Raw genomic sequence first — 18,568 nt, forward strand, 5'->3', positions numbered from 1 at the left:
GTATCTAGTCTGTGACTAGTAATATATTAATCAACTTCTCCAAATATAAATAAAAAAACGATATCATAGCCATTACTTACTATCACAGATACTACTTGTGGACTGCAAATCTCTACCTTCATTAGTCACAGATTAGCGTGAGTAGATCTTGATATTATTGACAGCACTCGTTACAAACGAGCGACAGCGGATTTTATTCTGCTACAATTGTAAACCAATTACAGAACTATAAGTTACTTGTCAACCTATACTAGGATCAAGTTCGTAATCTATAAACTTTTTTTAAAGCGAATGATACTATTGACCCCTCTTGGCAAGGGGGGTACCCCCTATCACCTACCCCCTTGACCCCTCACCGAAGTGGTTCGATGAATGCTTTTAATAGCTATCACCCCTCTACCAAGGGGCTCTTTGCCCTAAACGCAAGGGTCTATGGGGTAGATTATGGCCTTAAAGCCCACTTGATGACCCTTTTTTGGGTTCGTACCAGGGGTTATAGGCCTTAGTATGAGGCATCTAAGTACTTAAAACAGGGATCGAGATAGTTTGACGACACCTGTAAGGGTATTACAGAGCAGCATTCAATACAAAAAAAGCTGCTGCAGCTAGTCTGCGACTAGTGGTTTCATTACTCAACTTCACCAAACTTAAATAAAAATGATACAATAGTCATTAGTTACAATCACATATACTAGTCGTGGACTGCAAATCTCTACCTTCATTAGTCACAGATTAACGAAAGCAGATCCTGATATTGTTGACAGCACTCGTTACAAACGAGCGCCAGTTAGGACGTTTGTTGCGCATACCATACAATTATTGCGTTCAACCCGTATCCATTAGTTCCTCGTTTTTAGTATCTTGTAATTCAGTTATTTAAAGTTAAACTTTGGAGCATATTTACTTCAAGCATGGTTGAACTCTATCTATATGTAATCTCTTAAATCTTAATACTATGTTTAAAATCACAAAAATTGAAGGCGTTAAAAAAATTGAAAAACAAGATCAAAAAACGATCATAGGTGGTCGCGGACCTACACCCCGACCGAGTTGTTATCCTAGTAGTGATCCGGAGTGCTGTGGCACTGCCTCATGGCAATGTGGCGTTGGACCTCATAGTGGAGGATTATATAGAAATGGTTATTGCTATTGTTTTTAAATTAGCCGAATGAACAAAAAATCCCTCACAGGTCTACTCTGGAGGGATTTTTCATTTTAAATTTTAATTGCTTTTAGAAATTATAAAGATCGTCAAGAATTACATTGGACTTATTAAACAAACCACATTGAGTCCTCATGATACTTAACTTGATCAGTCAACTTAATCATCTTATTATGAAATATTTAACGTATTGAATTAAGTTTTTATACGTATATTCATAATCGTAAATAGTATAGATGAACAGCTTACAATTTCGATATCTATATTTTACAATCACTTCCCAATCGCTATAGAACTTTGGTTACAATAAGCATGGATATTCATAGGAATGAATTTCCTGATTGTATCGTATAACCAGATGAATTCTAACACTTCAAATGTCATACTACTCTTTATCATCTTTCCAATGTTTTTTTATGGTTGTAAAACTTCCGAAAAACAATCTTCTGAAACCACATCAGTCTTACCCATAGCTACAATGAATTTTCAGGACACCATCACCACAATCAAATTAAACACTGATAAAACGATGAAATTAGTTGTAAAAGAAGTGCGTAAGCAAGGTGATCCAGCAGCACATTTCGCATACAGCGTTTTCAATACTACGGATCAAACGCTGCTAAAACAAGGAACTTTTAGAGGAGAACTTGTGACTTGGAATGACAAAAACTCTCTCAAATTGATTCCTTATGTGGGAATAGAACAAAAACCTTCTTCTGAAAATCCTGAAGATTATATAAAGTCTAAAAATAAAAATCAAACAGATATAATAATTGTTAAACTGGATACTTTATGACACGCAAATTTTACTTTCTCAGGCTTATTACTATTTTTTCCTTCGTTGCACTTTTTTCGTGCAATCAATCAGAACAGCAGGAAATAACTTCTCCGGAATCGATTAAGGTTCTTGAACAAAAGAAAAAAAAGAAAGACCACAATTCGATAAAAGGAATTGAAATTATAGCCGAATATCAGGCTAATTTAATGAAACCGATAGATGCCGTCGAGTCTACTTATAAGGACGGTTACTTAATGACCGAACATCAAAAAGCTTTGAAAAAAGCTGCAAATAATACGTTGAGAAGTTCGGTGTCTAATGTCACATGGAAAGAACGAGGTCCAGTGAACGTCCCCGGTCGAATACGACGCGTGGTTGCTGCTCCCAACAATAGCGACAGATGGTATATAGGTACTGTTGGCGGCGGTATTTGGGTAACAGATGATGCCGGAAATACATTCAAAAATCTTACTGATTATAAAATTCCTAGTTTGTCAACATCTACAATTGCCATTAGTCAGGTATGTCCGGAAACTGTCTATGTGGGTACAGGAGAACCTTTTGGTAATCTGGATGCTGTTGGCGGAATTGGATTATTAAAATCCAATGATGCCGGTAACTCATGGAACTACCTTAACAATACTAAAGATTTTGGAGGAATCGGTCGACTCGCTGTGAATCCTCAAAACTGTAACAATCTGATCGTAGCTAGTAATAATGGTGTGTATGTGACTCAAGATGGTGGCCTAACTTTTAATCAAACATATAATGGAGGGAATGTACAGGATCTAAATTATGCTCCGGGAAATTTTAATATACAGTATGCAGGAGTTAATGGTGTGGGAGTGATCAAAAGTATGGACGGAGGTTTAAGCTGGAGTCTTGTGTTTGACAAAGCGAACTACAATACAAACCATCAACGTTTCGAATTAGATATATCACCAGTGGATCCCAATATTGTATATCTTTCAGTATATACTCCTAGAGGAGCGGCTACAGTGGCCGTAAACACCGATTTTTATGTTTCTCAAGATGCCGGGAACAGTTTTCAGCTTTTAGGATTTAATGGAAATCCTGCCGCTGCCAATCTGATAACCGGTCAAGGTTGGTACGATAATATTATTACAGCACATCCCTTTGATAAGAATATCTTTTATGCCGGCGGAGTCGTTATGTATAAGGTAACCATTACCGGAAGTCCTAAAAGGGGTGGCGCCTTTACCTTTGAGCCTATAGCCGCAGGTTACAATAACGAACGTAATGATTATGTACATGTGGATCAACATAGTCTATTTTTTCAGATAGATGAGGCTGAAAAAAAATTCAGGCTTATCTTAGGAAATGACGGTGGGGTATATTCAACTGATTACTTAAGCGATCCTGGCACTACTGAAGGAGACTGGTCACAGGCAGCATTTGGTCTAAATAACACTCAATTTTACGGAGCTGATAAACGTAATGGAGCGGACGATTATATTGCCGGAGCACAGGACAACGGAACGTGGATATCTTTTACGGGTGGAACGGCAGATGAAGCCACCTCATACCTGAGAGCAATTGGCGGAGATGGTTTCGAAAGTCTTTGGAATTATAATGATCCCAATAAATTCATAGGTGGATCACAATATAATGGTTATGTGAGATATGTGAACGGAAGAGGGTTCAATGCGAGACATCCGGAATCAGGTGCAGGCACTTCGCCATTTTATACAAAAATAGTAAGCTCTGCTAACAATCCTGATGTGTTATTTAGTGTGTCAATTAGCGGAATATGGAGATCTACTGATTTTGCTGAAACTTGGAATCTTACAGCAATACCCTCAGCGTATAATCCGGGATCTAATGCCACCAGTGCATTAGATGCATCTGTATCTGTTTCGAATCCTGATATTGTTTGGACTGGTAGCGCCATGACTGAAAGCGGAAGCTTTGCTTTACATGTATCAAAAGATAACGGGAGTACTTTCGAAAAAACAAACACTTTCGTAGATCCAAGACCGGATCGATCTCATAATTATTTTATGGCAGGATTAGAAACCTCTCCTACCAATGAAAATAGAGCCTATGCCCTATTTGGTGGTCAGGGAGCTGCAAAGGTTCTTAAAACTGAAGATTTAGGCCAGACATGGGAAGATATTTCAGGTTTTTCATTGGGTGAAGATAGAGGCTTCCCGGATGTTTCTATTCATAGTATGATAGAAATGCCGTATGATGAAAATGTGATTTGGGTAGGAACCGATATTGGTATTTTTGAAACCAGTGACGGAGGTTTGAACTGGTCACTTCTAACAGGCATACCGGCAGTATCTATTTGGCAAATGAAAATAGTAAATGACCAAGTCGTCTTAGCCACTCATGGTCGGGGTGTTTGGTCTGCTAAAATTTCGCAGCTCTCAGGATACGAACCACCCACCTACTTTGCCCCTCCTGTAATTGTTACCGCTAAGCAAGAAGCTATAGAAAACATGAATATCTTTGCAAAATATCGACAGGTTAATGCCGATGTTACTGCTGTAAAGGTGTATCTAGATGGTGAGGAGGTTGCCGAAATTACAGAAAACACAGAACAGGGAGCTGAAGGAAGTTATGTCTTTGAGAACCTGAGTGAAGGCTTGCACACTATAGGTTTTCAAGCGATTGGTTCAGACGAAATGAGTTCCATAATATCATCTGCTGATGTAGACGTAGTCGCCTTTGCGTCTCCCGCAGAAGAAGTAGTCATCAACACTTTCACTCCGGACGACGTATACACATTTAATAATGAATTTGTAATAAATACGGTCGGCAGTACTGTAAGTCAAGATGTACTTAATAATGCAGATCATAATTATCAGGACAGCAGACAATATAGAACTATTTTAAAACGACCTATTACGGTTACTGCCAGTTCTGCTAATTTTAGATATGAAGATGTTGCTCTAACCGAATTCAACCCAAATCCGGGTGCATTTTATGACTATGTGACTATTGAGGCTACCAAAGATTTAGAAACCTGGGTGGAACTGGATAAATATGATGCAGAACGCTTTCCTGAATGGACAGAAGTTTATGAATCCAGTCCGACACCTTCTATTAACGATGACTTATTTAAAGAACAAACATTTAATTTATTGGATTATTTTGCTGTAGACGATGTAATTGCTATCCGATTTAGATTGGTTTCTGATCCCTTATTTAATTCCTTCGGATGGGCGATTCGTTCTATAAATGCAGAGAATGAACCAGAGATTGTAGCTGAAGAAGTACCGGACTTCAAGAACGCAGAAGTTGTGGTATATCCCACCATCTCAAGAGGAGAGATTTTTATACGTTCCAATCAGACTATGAAGAATAGTATGGTAGAAATTTTTAATCTTGGCGGAATCAGTATGTTTTCTCAAAATATCTCATTATATGATTCATCTGAAGTACAACTACCATTAGGCAACCTAAATCGTGGTATGTATTTAATAAAAATAACTTCAGGTACGTACACGAGTACCAAGCGTATTATTTTAATGTAGGATTATAAGTTTTAAAATTAATAGAAATTGAAGAACAGCTGTCTTTTGAGACAGCTGTTCTTTATTTATCTGTATAGAGAAATAAATTATAAGTAGCTAAATACAGTTAATCCAGAAATACTCTTAAATCAAGCTACCTCCTCTCCGGCAGATGCCTCCCAGATCATAAACCATTCCTGGTCACTTAATACAATCGCTTGTGCATCAACTGCTGACTTAATTCTGTCAATCTTTGTTGAGCCTACAATTGGTAGTATACCGGCAGGATGCTTCAGTAACCAGCCGATTAAAATTTGATCAACTGTTGCGTTATGGGTATCAGCCAGACGTTCAGCCACATTATATACACGTGTTACACGTTCGTCTTTCTCTTTAGCAAAAAAACTTCCGCCAGCTAATACAGAATATGCCATGGGCTGTAACTGCTTCTGTACACATTGATCTAACGTCCCATCAACAAAAGGATGTAACTGTAATGCAGATATTTCTATCTGATTAGTAACTAAAGGAAAAAGGGAGTTGAGCATCTCAAATTGACTCGGAGTAAAATTTGAAACGCCAAAATGCTGTACTTTACCTGAGGTTTGTAATTGACTAAACGCTTCAGCAATGGCATGAGGATCCATAATTGGGCTGGGCCTGTGAATTAGCAGTACATCAATAAAATCAGTATGTAAATTTTTTAATGACTGCTCCACAGACTCGATTATATATGCTGTTGATAAAGCATAGTGCTTTATCGAATTTTCAGGTCGATTGGGAGTCACTAATTGAATTCCGCATTTGGTAATCAATTGCATACGTTCCCGTAGCGCTGGATCTTCTTTAAGTACCTTTCCAAATAATTTCTCAGTTGTATAGTGTCCGTAAATATCTGCATGATCAAAGGTGGTTACCCCAAGCTCAAGACAACCTTCAATCAATTTTTGAGTATCGGTAACTGAGAGATTTGCTCCCCACTCGCCCCAGTACATACATCCCGATATGATTTTTGATGTTGTTAACGCCCTCATTTACTTTGTTTATGTGTTTAGTAGATAATCGCGTCGTAAATAAGTCGTTGTATTTCTGAGCGAATATCATTTGAAATTAATTTTCTATTGGTAGCATCAGGAAAGGTACGATTACTCAAAAATACATACACAATCTCTTGTTCAGGATCTGCCCAAGTAAAAGTACCGGTAAATCCACTATGCCCAAAACTCGTCATAGAAATACAGCCACAGGTCGGACCTACATCACCTAATTGGGGTTTGTCAAAGCCAATACCGCGTCGTACATCGTCATCACAGTAATAACAGGTATTAAACTCATCCAAAGTTTCTTTCCTGATAAATGTTTTACCTCCGTAGGAACCCCCGTTCAAATACATCTGCATTATTTTTGCCACATCATTGGCATTTGCAAAAAGCCCTGCATGACCTCCTATGCCACCAAACATAGCCGCCCCTTGATCATGGACGTACCCTTGAATCACTTGTTTCCTGAAAAACTGATCGTCCTCGGTAGGGACTATACGGTTTTTATCGAATTTATTAAGCGGTAAATATCCGGTGTTAGAAGCACCTAAAGGTTTGTAAAAGTGCTGTAAGGTTAAAGCGTCCAGAGAATTTCCGTAATGATTCTCTATAAAATTTTTAATCATATAGTAGGGCAAATCACTGTACTTATAGCGTAAGCGATCTCTTAAATCACTATCGCGTATCTGAAGCATCAAGGAATCTTTCATATCACTTCGCAAAAACATCTGATTCGCAACCTTTATATTAAATTGCTCTGAAGGTCTATTCCTGTAATACTTGGCAGAAGGCTTTGAGGTAACCGAGTCTAAAGTTTGCAGATAAAAAGGAATCCAGGCACGCAATTTTGCGTAATGAGACAACATCGACCGCAAAGTAATATGTTCTTTATTAGATTCTTTAAAGGAAGGTAGCATCTCACCTATTCTGGTGCCCAAAGAGATCACTCCCTTATCTTTTAACTCCATGGTAAGCGGTAGCGTAGCCAGAATTTTAGTTAGCGAAGCTAAATCATAAATATCAGATGATTTGACTTCGCGCTTTTTATTATAAGTGTGATAACCATAGCTTTTATTGAAAATTACTTTTCCTTTTCGTGCAACAATTAGTTGAGCTCCCGGGGTCATATTATTTGACAACGCATAGTCCATTATCGAATCGATTTTATTCAATTTATATGAATTGACCCCTGCACGCTCGGGCGCCCCATATGATAAACGTTGTAATGCTTTTGTATGAATACCAGTACCAGCCGGAAATTCTTTTCCAACACCAACAGGCAGTTTACCTTTGGCTTCGATACTACCAAATAAAATTTGCGCCGCTTTTTGCTGAGCGATATCACTATTTTGATATGCCATAACAATTCCTTCAAAATTTGTAGTGGTTTGAAGATCCAACATAGCATAGGGTCTGGAGAATAAAGTTAGCACCGTAGTATTGAGCCGAGCAATTTCATATAGCCAAACCAACTCTTTGTCCTTAAACTTATATTCTTTCCAGGGAGAAGCATTTGATTTATGATAACCCACGACGACATAATTGTACTCGCGTAACTGAATCAAAATATCACTTAATAAACTTCCCTTTATTACATCCACCTGCGCATACTTATTCATCTCCTCAATAAATGCATCTCCTGTATCATCGCCTAAAGCGACGTATGCGATCTTTTTTAAATCCAAGTTTTTAACGGGTAGAATCGCTCTGTCATTTTTTACCACCGTAATAGCATTTTCAAAGAGTTCCTCTTGTAAAACTTTATTATGAACGGTGTTTAACTCTTCGTATAAGTAATGTGTATCAATCGGCGTATACTTATGTAATCCTACTTTATACTTGGCGTATAATATTTTTTTAACCGAATGAGAAAGACGCTGCTCGCTTATCTGACCAGCATAATAGGCTGATACCATTTTTTGAGTCGCTAAGGGAACGTTTTCTGAAATCAGTAACACATCATTACCTGCCAGAAAGGCTGCCAAATCAATATCACCGGGTTCTTTAAAATCTGACGCTCCCTTCATATTAAGAGCATCGGTAAAAATTAAACCTTCAAAACCGAGGCTATCTTTTAGTAAATCAGTCACAATACGTTCTGAAATAGAGGAAGGAAAATTAGATCTACGCTCCAGACTTGGTACATTAAGGTGTGCTACCATCACGCTGGACAATCCTTTTTGTATCAATCTACGATATGGATACAATTCTATACTATCGATACGTGCTGCATCAAAATTTATTGTTGGTAAGGTTTTATGCGAATCACTATCAGTATCTCCGTGACCGGGAAAATGTTTGGCGCTGGCCAAAACACCTTCTTTTTGCATGCCCCGCATAAAGGCTAAAGATTTTTGGGTTACATTATTCTTGGTCTCACCAAACGATCGATTCCCGATAATTGGATTTGCCGGATTTGTATTTATATCAACAACCGGTGCAAAATTTATATGCACTCCCAAACGTTTGCAGTGTTCGGCAATTTGTTGCCCGGTCTTTTCAATTAGTTTATTATCCTGTATAGCACCTAAGGTCATATTCCAGGGAAACGCATGCGTGGAATCGAGACGCATGGCCAACCCCCATTCCGCATCCATAGCTACCATCAAGGGTATTCTTGAGAGTGCTTGATACTCATTAGTAAGCTTAGCTTGTCGCTGAGGACCACCTTTTGAAAAGATGAGACCACCAATATGGTACTCTGAGATGAGCTGTTTTATTTTATCTGTTTTTTCTTTGGGATCAGATGAGAAAACATCAACCATAAAAAGTTGACCAATCTTCTCTTTTAGATTCATGGTATTATAGACACTGTCAACCCATTGCCTTTGTTGCTTATAATCCGTTGTATACAATGGATTTTGACGCTGTGCATTGAGGATGAAACTAAAAAAACAAATTAAAAGTGTTAGGTACTTTTTTATGCTATGCATAAATATTATAATTCTATTTTATTTTATAAAACGACTATGCCAACTATCTTTAGCGGGAACTTCCCAATTTTCAAGATATTCTGCCTTATTGGTTACCAAATTATTGAAAACGACCGTATTTGCGGAAACCGAACGGTTTTTGGCCATTTTTTTAAAATCTGTTAAGGGCTTATAAGCTACAAACTCCCCTTGCTTATAAGAAACGTTCATTTTATCTAATAAATCCACGTTGTACGTATCCTGTAATTCTAAAATGAAACGTACCGAAGCATCGATTGAACATCCTGTTGCTGCATTTATATCCTGATCAAGACCAATGATTATGAAGCGCTTATATTTTATCTCATAGCCGGCATTCAGGTCAGCCCCGTGAGCCGTCCAGTCCGTCAAAAACTGATCTAACTTTTGTTGTATCTCGCTCAACTCTTGTTCAGAGAACGAACGGTTAGCTTGATAAATCCATATTCTTGCGCTTTCCGGCAGCGCATTAAATTCTACTAGCATTTATTATTTTTTTTACTAAGGTAACTAAATCTCACTTTCTTTATTGTACAAAAAAGAGTTAATATGAAGATCATACTAACTCTTTTAACGCTTTATTATATTTACAAAAGAAATCTATTACAAATCCTGAGCGTTTGCAATGAGTTCTGCAATATCCAGTACATCTACTTCTGCTTCCTTCTCTTTGCTTTTGACACCATCGGTCATCATCGTATTACAAAACGGACATCCGGCCGCAATGATATCCGGTTTAAGCTCCATTGCCTCTTCGGTACGTTCGATATTTACATCTTTATTACCCGGCTCAGGCTCCTTAAACATTTGTGCTCCTCCTGCTCCACAACATAATCCTTTTTTCTTGCAACGTTTCATTTCGACTAATTCCACTTCGAGTTTACGCAGTAAATCTCGGGGTGCTTCATAGACGCCGTTGGCTCTACCCAAATAGCAGGGATCGTGAAACGTAATACGTTTTCCTTTAAATTTACCTCCTTCTACCGTCAATCTACCTTCGTCGAGCAGTGATTTTAAGAATTGCGTATGATGCATTACTTCGTACGCTCCACCCAAAGAAGGATATTCATTCTTTATGGTATTAAAACAATGCGGACAAGCAGTAACTACTTTTTTAATTTCGTACGCATTCATTACTTCTATGTTAGTAACCGCCTGCATCTGAAATAGAAATTCATTCCCGGCTCTCTTAGCAGGATCCCCGGTACAACTCTCCTCTGTTCCCAATACAGCAAAATCAACATTGGCATTATGCAATAATTTCACAAAGGCCTTTGTTATTTTCTTTGCCCGATCATCAAAACTTCCGGCACAACCTACCCAAAATAATACTTCAGGTTTTTTACCTGCAGCCATATACTCTGCCATCGTTGGCACCTTAATTGTTTCGCTCATAGTAGTAACTATTTATATGAAATTAGCCGTACTAACTTCGTATTCAATTCGTTTTTATTCTTTAATCGTGTTTTCCGTCATCAAAAACCTCTATGGTAACTACACGTTCTACCAACTCTGTAAATTTACCGGTATAACGTGTTGCTTTGACCAAGTGATTATCGATCCAGTGATAGTTTCCTCCTCTGGGTTTTCCCATCAAAAGACTGTGATATTTAAAACCATGCTTTTTTAGCCATGTTTCAGTAACTTCTCTATGATCTTCGGTTCTAGACGTAAAAAAACAAATAATGTGTCCCTCATCAAACCAATTATTGAGTGTCACTAACGCGTCAGGAAAAGGCTTACAAGTAACCATACGTTCCGGTTCTTCATTAGGAACATCCTCGGTTATAGTACCATCAATATCAATAAGATAATTCTTAATACCTTCTGGCAATACAGGACTTATATGCTCTCCTTCTTCAACTTTGTCATGTAATATTTTTTCTACATCTTTCTGGTTCATAATCTTGTGTTTGTGGTGGTTTATGGTATTGGTTATAAAATTATTTTTCCTGGCTCCAGTTCATACGGTCCATTTGGTTAAATGGCCAAGGCGCTCCGTTGTTTTCTACATTCGACATCATAACATTGAGATCCGATGGTGCAGCACTTTCTTCCATCACTAAATATTGTCTCATATCAATGATAATAGATAAAGGATCGATACCAATCGGACAAGCTTCTACGCAGGCATTACAACTAGTACATGCCCAGAGTTCCTCTGGCGTTATATAATCATTGAGCAATTGCTTTTCATCAGCAACAAAACTACCATTCTTATCAATATTTTTACCTACTTCTTCCAAGCGATCCCGTGTATCCATCATGATCTTACGCGGAGATAATTTTTTACCTGTAATATTTGCAGGACATTCACTTGTACAGCGTCCGCATTCGGTACAGGTGTAGGCATTGAGCAACTGCACCCAATTTAAGTCTGTTACATCGGCTGCACCAAATTTCTCCGGTTCCCCTTCTTCTCCTTCGGTTTCCGGAGCTGCGGCAAATGGATCTGCACTTGGATCCATCATCAATTTTACTTCTTGTGTTACCGCATCAAGATTCTTAAACTGTCCTTTTGGCTTCAAATTTGCAAAATACGTATTAGGAAAAGCTAATAGTATATGTAAGTGTTTTGAAAAATATAAGTAGTTCAAAAAGATTAAAATTCCCAAGATGTGTAACCACCAAGCTGTGCGTTCCAAAATTATCAAACTAGATATTGACATTCCGTCAAACAAGGGGGTTATAAAAGAACTTATTGGGAAAGATCCAGCTTTTACATAATGCTCAGCCCCAAGATTTTGAAGTTGCAAATCTGCAGCATTCATCGTTAAAAACAGCACCATTAAAACGACTTCGAAATATAAAATTATATTCGCATCGTTTTTTGGCCATCCTTCCATCTCATTGGCCCAAAATCTTCTAATTTTTGAAATATTTCTTCGTGTCCAAAAGATAATAACTCCAACAAGTACCAAAAATGCAAGTATCTCAAAGGATGCAATTAGAAAATCATAAAATCCACCTAAGAAAGAAAATATACGGTGTGTCCCGGCGATACCATCGATGATTATTTCTAAAACCTCAATATTGATAATAATAAATCCTATATATACAATTACGTGCAAAACTCCGGCGATTGGACGACGTACCATCTTTGATTGCCCTAAAGCTATCATCGCCATGTTCTTAAAACGTTCGGGTTTGTTGTCAGAACGATTAATATCTCTACCCAATCTGATATTACGTATGATCTTACGAATATTATTAGAGAAAAAACCGATTCCCGCCAAAAGCGCGATTACAAATAAAATATTAGGAATGTACTGCATAGTTAGTTAGTTTATTGAATCTGCTGGTTGCTCATAAGGTTCACTTTTTTTACCAAACACCGAAATATGGACATATCGCTTTGGATTGAGACGTAAATCTTCTAGTAACAATTCTAATTGTTTGGTGGTACGCTCTAAGTTATCGTATAATTTGTCATCTTTAATCAATTTACCAATAGTTCCCTGGTCAAGCTTGCTCACGGTAGCATTGATATTATTAAGCACGGTCTCCACATCAGTGGCTAATTTATCCACGTCTACTTTAGATAAATTGTTAGTGAACTGGTTAAGATCTGTAGACATTTCGTCCAGATTGGTAAAGGTACGATTCAGCTTTTCTTCGTTTCCGGAAAGAATATTTTTAAGAGATCCCGAAGCTCCTTTAAAATTACTAACGGTAACGCTTAGGTCACTTACCAACGAATTAATGTTATCCTGTGTTTTAGGTGAGAGAATACCATTAACCGATGTTAATACAGAATCTGCACTCACGATAGCTACTTCTAACTTTTCCTGAAGTGGTGTCAAACGATCATTCACCAATTCAAGAAGTCCTTCTTCAACCCTTCCCGGTAGCGTATCCTGATCTTTTGCTTCGAGTCCTTTTTCATATTTAGGAATGATTGCTAAGGATTTACCTCCGATAAGTCCGCCACCATAAACTTTGGCCAAACTGTTACGTGAAAATTCAAATTCACTATCCACATTAAATTCAACAACCAAGCTTCCCTGTGAATTAGCAAAATCAATAGAAACGACTTTACCCACCACAAGGCCATTTATAGTAACCGGTGAAGAAGGAATTAACCCTTCTACATTATCATAGATGGCATAAAATGTACGGTCGTTTTCTAAAAGATTTTTTCCTTTGAGAAAACTATATCCAAAAATCAGAAGTGCTATAGCAGATACAGCTAAGATTCCTGTTTTAACTTCACGAGTAAATTTCAAAATAAATTTGTTTTAGCGGCAAATTTAGAATAAAAATTATACTTCTACTGATTATTACTAAAGCTTTTAACAGTATTTATTTAGATTAATTCGAAGAAGTGTTGACTTTCAAAGCTTCAGCTAACGGAATCATTTTTTCATTTTTAAAAGCAACCACAAAACTTGAGGTATATCCTTTGTCAACAGCAATATTTTTGAGTTCCTGAATCTCTTTATAATCAGAGGTTTGTCCAAAATAGTATTTGTAAATTGCATCAGAATGCTCTTTACTTAACTCATCCAACCCTTTAAAATTATAAGGTTTCAATTCAATATCACTGGATCCGGCAGCAATTTGAACTTTAAAAGTGACGCCTTCATACAACTCTTTTTCTCCACTATCCTGAGCAGCATCCGAGCTTAAAAAATCTTTCGTTTCCGGAAAATTATAAATAGCATCCAGACTTTCCTTATAATCTACCACAGAGGTGATAATCGAAGCAGCCATCTCTTGTTGCCCTTTTTCAGAATTAAGGTAGCGACCTTCCTGATCATTGGTTAAGAACCCTAGCTCAATCAGTACGCTTGGCATATATGTTTGGTGGAGTACAACAAATCCTGCTTGTTTAACACCTCTACTCTTACGTGCCAGGCGTTTTTTAAATCGATTCTGAACAAAGCTAGCCAACGTAAGACTCTGCTCCAGGTATTCCTCCTGCATTAAAGTGAGTCCAATAATGGATTCAGGGGAGTTGGGATCAAAACCATCATAATTCGCTTGATAATTGTCCTCTAAAAGGATTACGGAGTTTTCATTTTTTGCTACATTAAAATTCTCATCATTCGCGTGCAATCCTAATACAAAGGTCTCGGTTCCCAGTGCTTGAGAACGGTGGGAGTTACAGTGTACAGACACAAAAAGATCTGCTTTGGCATCATTTGCAATTTTGCCGCGCTCATGCAATTCTATAAATTTATCAGTTTTACGGGTGTACACAACTTTGAACCGATCGTCCTTTTCCAGAGCCTCACCGATACGTAATACTACGTTAAGCGCAATATCTTTTTCACTATAGCCATTGCCACGATTCCCCGAATCATGACCACCATGACCTGCATCTAATACAACTACAAATTTCTTTTTATCATTGGGCAGTTCATTATACGTTGTAAACGAAAGACTTACCCCTATAACAACTAATAAAACCGATACTACATACAATCTTTTCATCTTCAATTTTTCTTCAATCTTCGACAAATTTGAAACATTTACAATTACTATTCGTTACTTTTGACATAGCCTTAAGATAATTTTATTTATTCATACAAACCATATATGTCGGCATATTGAATTCAAATAAAATAATACTTTTAGCACTATTGCTTTATTTTTCTATTAATAACGATTACTACATTAAAAATATATGTAATTTTGGGACTTCAAAAACTAAGCCATAGTTTTACAAAAATAGTATTTAAACCATTGCAAACCTCGGTACGACACATACTTTATTCACTAAGTTTTACACTACTTTGTATTCACTATACAAGTGGTCAAGAAACCAATAGTTCCACAGAAGTTTCTATTCCTGCCCAAGAAGACAGCACCCAAGTTATCACACAGCAACTTAAGGATTCTATTACGAACGCTTCGCTCAGAGAAAATACAGAAATTTTACAGGATACTGTAAAAAAAGATTCTGTAAAACCTGAAAAACAGCTCCTTACTGATAAAGTAACATATAAATCTAAAGATTATATGAGACTAAGTAGTAAGGAAAACAAGATGTATTTATACGACGAAGCCGAAGTGGTGTATGGCGATATGAAGCTTAACGCCGGACTTATTATTATGGATAATAATAAAAATGAAGTGTATGCTTTTGGCATTAAGGATTCTCTAGGTGAGTATACGCAGACTCCTATTTTTGAACAAGCACAAAATGTAGTTGAGCCGGATTCTATTAGATTTAAGTTTGACACGCAAAAGGCGTTAATTTATAATTCGCGGACGGAACAAAACGGTTTTAAAATCAAAAATGAGGTCTCAAAGAGAGAGAATGACTCGGTAATTTATATGAAGAATGTAAAATTTACAACTTCAGATAATATCGATGATCCTGAGTATTACTTTTATGCCAGGCGTATCAAATTAGTACCCGAAAAGAAAATTGTGACCGGACTGGTCAATATGTTTATTGCTGATGTCCCCACTCCTATTGGGTTACCATTTGGATATTTTCCGCTTACTGATGAAAGAACCTCCGGTTTTATAATTCCGAATCCTGGAGAAGAAAGCCGACGAGGCTATTTTTTACAAAACGGAGGATACTATTTTGCTATCAGTGACTATGTGGATCTGACCTTGATGGGAGATTATTATACGAACGGAAGTTATACGTTTGCAGTAGAGTCAGCCTATGCGCTGCGCTATCGATATCGTGGGAATCTAAGATTTCGCTATGAGAACAATCTAACTAGTGAACGTGGTTTTCCGGATTTCTCAAAAGCGACTACCTATAACATTCAATGGACCCACAGTCAGGATGCTAAGGCGAATCCGAACTCAAGGTTTTCGGCTTCAGTGAACTTTGGAAGCAGTAATTTTTACCGACAATCCACCAATCAGTTAAATACCGGAAACTTTTTGAATAATCAAATTAGTTCGTCGATATCCTATGCCAAAACTTTTCCAGGAGATCCTCAGGTAAACGTAAATGCTGCGGCTACGCATAACTCCAATACAAATACCGGAGTAGTCAACCTATCTTTACCCAATGTGTCTGCCAGTGTTTCCAGAATATTTCCTTTCGCTCCTAAAGAAGGTATCAAAAAAGGAATTATCCATAATATTAATACGCAGTATAACTTTAGAGGAGAAAACAGAATACAAACCAACGATGATGACTTACTCTCTGCCGAGATGTTTGACAACGCGCAGATAGGGATGCAACATTCTATTCCTGTAAGTACAAATTTTAAAATATTTAAATACTTAAGTGCTTCTGCCGGAACCACCTTTCAAGAAAATTGGGTATTCGAAACTATCGAGCAACGCTATGATTCTGATGCTAATGAAGGTGCCGGTGAAGTTGTGAGAGACACCATAAGCGGTTTTGACGCGTTTAGAACCTATAACTTTTCTACCAGTTTGGGTACGACCATCTACGGAACCTTTAATTTTAAGAAAGACAAGAAAATTCAGGCAATTCGGCACACTATGCGTCCGTCGATAAGTTATAGCATCAACCCTAAGTTTGATCAATATTATGATTCCTACGTGCGTACCGACAATCCTAATACGATTGATGTTGACGAAACCGAAGTTGTAGAATATTCACGTTTTGATGGTGGTTATTTTGGAGCACCCAGTAATACCTTTTCCAGTAATATCGGTTTCTCGTTAAGTAATAACCTCGAAGCCAAGGTGCGTAGCAGGGATACGACTGCTACCGAGCCTAAAAAAGTGAATCTGCTAAATAACCTTACGCTATCTACTGCTTATAATTTGGCCGGTGATTCCCTTAAATTGAGTCCGTTGTCCATACGCGGTAATATTCCTATTGTACAAAATAAGCTAGACATTAATTTTAGCATGCAACTTGATCCGTATGCTTTGGATAATAACAACAGAAAAATTGATGTTTGGAACATTGATAATGGCGGAAGTCTCTTTAGATTAACCAATGCCAGTGCAAATTTTGGCTACTCGTTTAGCAGTAAAGATTTTCAGCGTAAAACAAAAGAAACAGATCCACTGGATAATCAAACGCTGCGTAATGGCGGACGTGCCGATAATCTTTTTGGTAGTACAACAGACTTTAGTGATAACCAAGGCGTATATGAAGATGATGGTGTTGATGAAGATGTATCCGATGTTAAGTTTTACAATTATAAGATTCCGTGGTCCTTACGATTAGCCTATACCATCAATTACTCTAATAGTGCCCGGCAAAATGAAATCTCATCACACTCGCTAATGTTTTCGGGAGATGTAGAGCTGGCTCCGCGATGGACCGTAGGTGTCTCCTCCGGTTATGATTTAAAAAATCCTGGCTTCACCTTTACTAATTTACGTTTTCAAAGAGATTTAGAGAGTTGGCAAATGAGTTTTAACTGGATTCCGTTTAGTGAACGTACCTCATGGAATTTCTTTATCGGAATCAAATCGTCTGTTTTAAGTGATATTAAGTACGATAAACGAAGAGAAGCCGACAGAAATTTATAATTAGCAATTATTTGTCAAAAGTATCCTTACTTTTACACTACACGCATATCAATATTCTATTTATGAAAAAAATCATCACTACCACGAATGCACCGGCACCTATCGGACCTTATAACCAAGCAATTTTAAGCGGAAATACCTTATATACTTCCGGTCAAATTGCTATTGACCCTAAAACTAACCAACTAGTTTTAGAAGATATTACCAAAGAAACCGAGCAGGTAATGAAAAATGTAAAAGCTATCCTCGATGAAGCAGGCTATACCTTTGAAGATGTGATTAAGACAACTATTTTCTTAAGCGATATGAATAATTTTGCCAAAGTGAATGAAGTGTATGGTCAGTATTTTGATGAAGCTACTGCCCCTGCAAGAGAGACTGTAGCGGTAAAAGCTTTACCAAAATTTGTCAATGTTGAAATCTCTGTGATTGCGGTGCGATAAGCCTCTTTTTGGTAGCTGAGTTTAGTACGACGTTGTATGCAATTTGATAAAAGAATATAGTATGAGATTGAAATTGTTCTATGATTACTTTTTTACAATATTGATAAGTACTACATCAGGTATATTGTTAGAAAGTTTACCTTACAAGAATATATATCTATTAATAATCTATGCCATCCTTTTTATATGGTTTGGGTATAAATCTCTTCTTTACGCGTTTTATAGTGGAGCCGCCTACAAGAATATAAAATTAGATATCGATACAAGAGATACAAAACT

At 37.4% G+C, this 18,568-nt stretch carries 13 protein-coding genes; 5 read left to right on the forward strand and 8 right to left on the reverse strand.

Translation table 11 applies throughout. The features are described 5' to 3' along the window. Positions 1 to 955: 955 nt before the first annotated feature. The 3 genes from BD809_RS13080 to BD809_RS13090 all read left to right on the forward strand — a co-directional run bounded on the left by BD809_RS13080 (position 956) and on the right by BD809_RS13090 (position 5,443). Positions 956 to 1,159 carry a hypothetical protein gene (locus BD809_RS13080; RefSeq protein ID WP_148783431.1) on the forward strand — a complete coding sequence of 68 codons (204 nt, stop codon included), beginning with the start codon at positions 956 to 958 and terminating at the stop codon, positions 1,157 to 1,159. A 361-nt stretch (positions 1,160 to 1,520) separates the two neighbouring features. Continuing rightward, positions 1,521 to 1,958: a hypothetical protein gene (locus BD809_RS13085; RefSeq protein ID WP_148783432.1), complete on the forward strand. Its 438-nt coding sequence runs from the start codon at positions 1,521 to 1,523 to the stop codon at positions 1,956 to 1,958. Then, positions 1,955 to 5,443, forward strand: coding sequence for a WD40/YVTN/BNR-like repeat-containing protein (locus BD809_RS13090; RefSeq protein WP_148783433.1), 3,489 nt, complete (start codon positions 1,955 to 1,957; stop codon positions 5,441 to 5,443). Before BD809_RS13085 ends, BD809_RS13090 begins: the two co-directional genes overlap by 4 nt. Positions 5,444 to 5,571: 128 nt before the next feature. Here BD809_RS13090 and BD809_RS13095 read toward each other — a convergent pair whose 3' ends face one another. From BD809_RS13095 to BD809_RS13130, 8 genes are all read right to left on the reverse strand, one after another. Further along, entirely contained in the window at positions 5,572 to 6,456 is an 885-nt protein-coding gene (locus BD809_RS13095; RefSeq protein ID WP_148783434.1) for an aldo/keto reductase, read from the reverse strand. Positions 6,457 to 6,473: 17 nt separating this feature from the next. Further along, positions 6,474 to 9,395, reverse strand: a complete 2,922-nt coding sequence (locus tag BD809_RS13100) for a glycoside hydrolase family 3 N-terminal domain-containing protein (protein ID WP_148783435.1) — start codon at positions 9,393 to 9,395, stop codon at positions 6,474 to 6,476. Positions 9,396 to 9,413: 18 nt separating this feature from the next. After that, complete coding sequence (locus BD809_RS13105; RefSeq protein WP_148783436.1) at positions 9,414 to 9,899, reverse strand: ABC transporter ATPase; 486 nt, start codon at positions 9,897 to 9,899, stop codon at positions 9,414 to 9,416. Between the two features lie 117 nt (positions 9,900 to 10,016). Beyond that, the gene (locus tag BD809_RS13110) at positions 10,017 to 10,808 is read right to left on the reverse strand and encodes a (Fe-S)-binding protein (RefSeq protein ID WP_148783437.1); all 792 of its coding nucleotides are present in this window, start codon (positions 10,806 to 10,808) and stop codon (positions 10,017 to 10,019) included. Between the two features lie 61 nt (positions 10,809 to 10,869). Continuing rightward, positions 10,870 to 11,316: an LNS2 domain-containing protein gene (locus BD809_RS13115; protein ID WP_148783438.1), complete on the reverse strand. Its 447-nt coding sequence runs from the start codon at positions 11,314 to 11,316 to the stop codon at positions 10,870 to 10,872. Between the two features lie 40 nt (positions 11,317 to 11,356). After that, positions 11,357 to 12,688, reverse strand: coding sequence for a (Fe-S)-binding protein (locus BD809_RS13120; protein WP_148783439.1), 1,332 nt, complete (start codon positions 12,686 to 12,688; stop codon positions 11,357 to 11,359). Between the two features lie 6 nt (positions 12,689 to 12,694). Continuing rightward, entirely contained in the window at positions 12,695 to 13,639 is a 945-nt protein-coding gene (locus BD809_RS13125; protein ID WP_148783440.1) for an MlaD family protein, read from the reverse strand. An 85-nt stretch (positions 13,640 to 13,724) separates the two neighbouring features. Continuing rightward, the gene (locus BD809_RS13130; RefSeq protein ID WP_148783441.1) at positions 13,725 to 14,849 is read right to left on the reverse strand and encodes an N-acetylmuramoyl-L-alanine amidase family protein; all 1,125 of its coding nucleotides are present in this window, start codon (positions 14,847 to 14,849) and stop codon (positions 13,725 to 13,727) included. Between the two features lie 201 nt (positions 14,850 to 15,050). On the opposite strand from BD809_RS13130, the gene BD809_RS13135 reads away from it, so the two are divergent. Both BD809_RS13135 and BD809_RS13140 read left to right on the forward strand, forming a co-directional pair. Continuing rightward, the gene (locus BD809_RS13135) at positions 15,051 to 17,846 is read left to right on the forward strand and encodes a putative LPS assembly protein LptD (RefSeq protein ID WP_148783442.1); all 2,796 of its coding nucleotides are present in this window, start codon (positions 15,051 to 15,053) and stop codon (positions 17,844 to 17,846) included. Between the two features lie 62 nt (positions 17,847 to 17,908). Further along, positions 17,909 to 18,289, forward strand: a complete 381-nt coding sequence (locus BD809_RS13140) for a RidA family protein (RefSeq protein ID WP_148783443.1) — start codon at positions 17,909 to 17,911, stop codon at positions 18,287 to 18,289. Positions 18,290 to 18,568 lie beyond the last annotated feature (279 nt).

The sequence above is a fragment of the Aquimarina intermedia genome (assembly GCF_008124785.1).
GTDB classification, from domain to species: domain Bacteria; phylum Bacteroidota; class Bacteroidia; order Flavobacteriales; family Flavobacteriaceae; genus Aquimarina; species Aquimarina intermedia.

What these genes read in the sequence shown, in the direction of transcription:
- BD809_RS13085 (WP_148783432.1), top strand. Translation starts at nt 1,521, where the DNA reads ATGAATTCTAACACTTCAAATGTCATACTACTCTTTATCATCTTTCCA.
- BD809_RS13080 (WP_148783431.1), top strand. Translation starts at nt 956, where the DNA reads ATGTTTAAAATCACAAAAATTGAAGGCGTTAAAAAAATTGAAAAACAA.
- BD809_RS13105 (WP_148783436.1), bottom strand. Translation starts at nt 9,899, where the DNA reads ATGCTAGTAGAATTTAATGCGCTGCCGGAAAGCGCAAGAATATGGATT.
- BD809_RS13115 (WP_148783438.1), bottom strand. Translation starts at nt 11,316, where the DNA reads ATGAACCAGAAAGATGTAGAAAAAATATTACATGACAAAGTTGAAGAA.
- BD809_RS13100 (WP_148783435.1), bottom strand. Translation starts at nt 9,395, where the DNA reads ATGCATAGCATAAAAAAGTACCTAACACTTTTAATTTGTTTTTTTAGT.
- BD809_RS13110 (WP_148783437.1), bottom strand. Translation starts at nt 10,808, where the DNA reads ATGAGCGAAACAATTAAGGTGCCAACGATGGCAGAGTATATGGCTGCA.
- BD809_RS13130 (WP_148783441.1), bottom strand. Translation starts at nt 14,849, where the DNA reads ATGAAAAGATTGTATGTAGTATCGGTTTTATTAGTTGTTATAGGGGTA.
- BD809_RS13095 (WP_148783434.1), bottom strand. Translation starts at nt 6,456, where the DNA reads ATGAGGGCGTTAACAACATCAAAAATCATATCGGGATGTATGTACTGG.
- BD809_RS13140 (WP_148783443.1), top strand. Translation starts at nt 17,909, where the DNA reads ATGAAAAAAATCATCACTACCACGAATGCACCGGCACCTATCGGACCT.
- BD809_RS13090 (WP_148783433.1), top strand. Translation starts at nt 1,955, where the DNA reads ATGACACGCAAATTTTACTTTCTCAGGCTTATTACTATTTTTTCCTTC.
- BD809_RS13120 (WP_148783439.1), bottom strand. Translation starts at nt 12,688, where the DNA reads ATGCAGTACATTCCTAATATTTTATTTGTAATCGCGCTTTTGGCGGGA.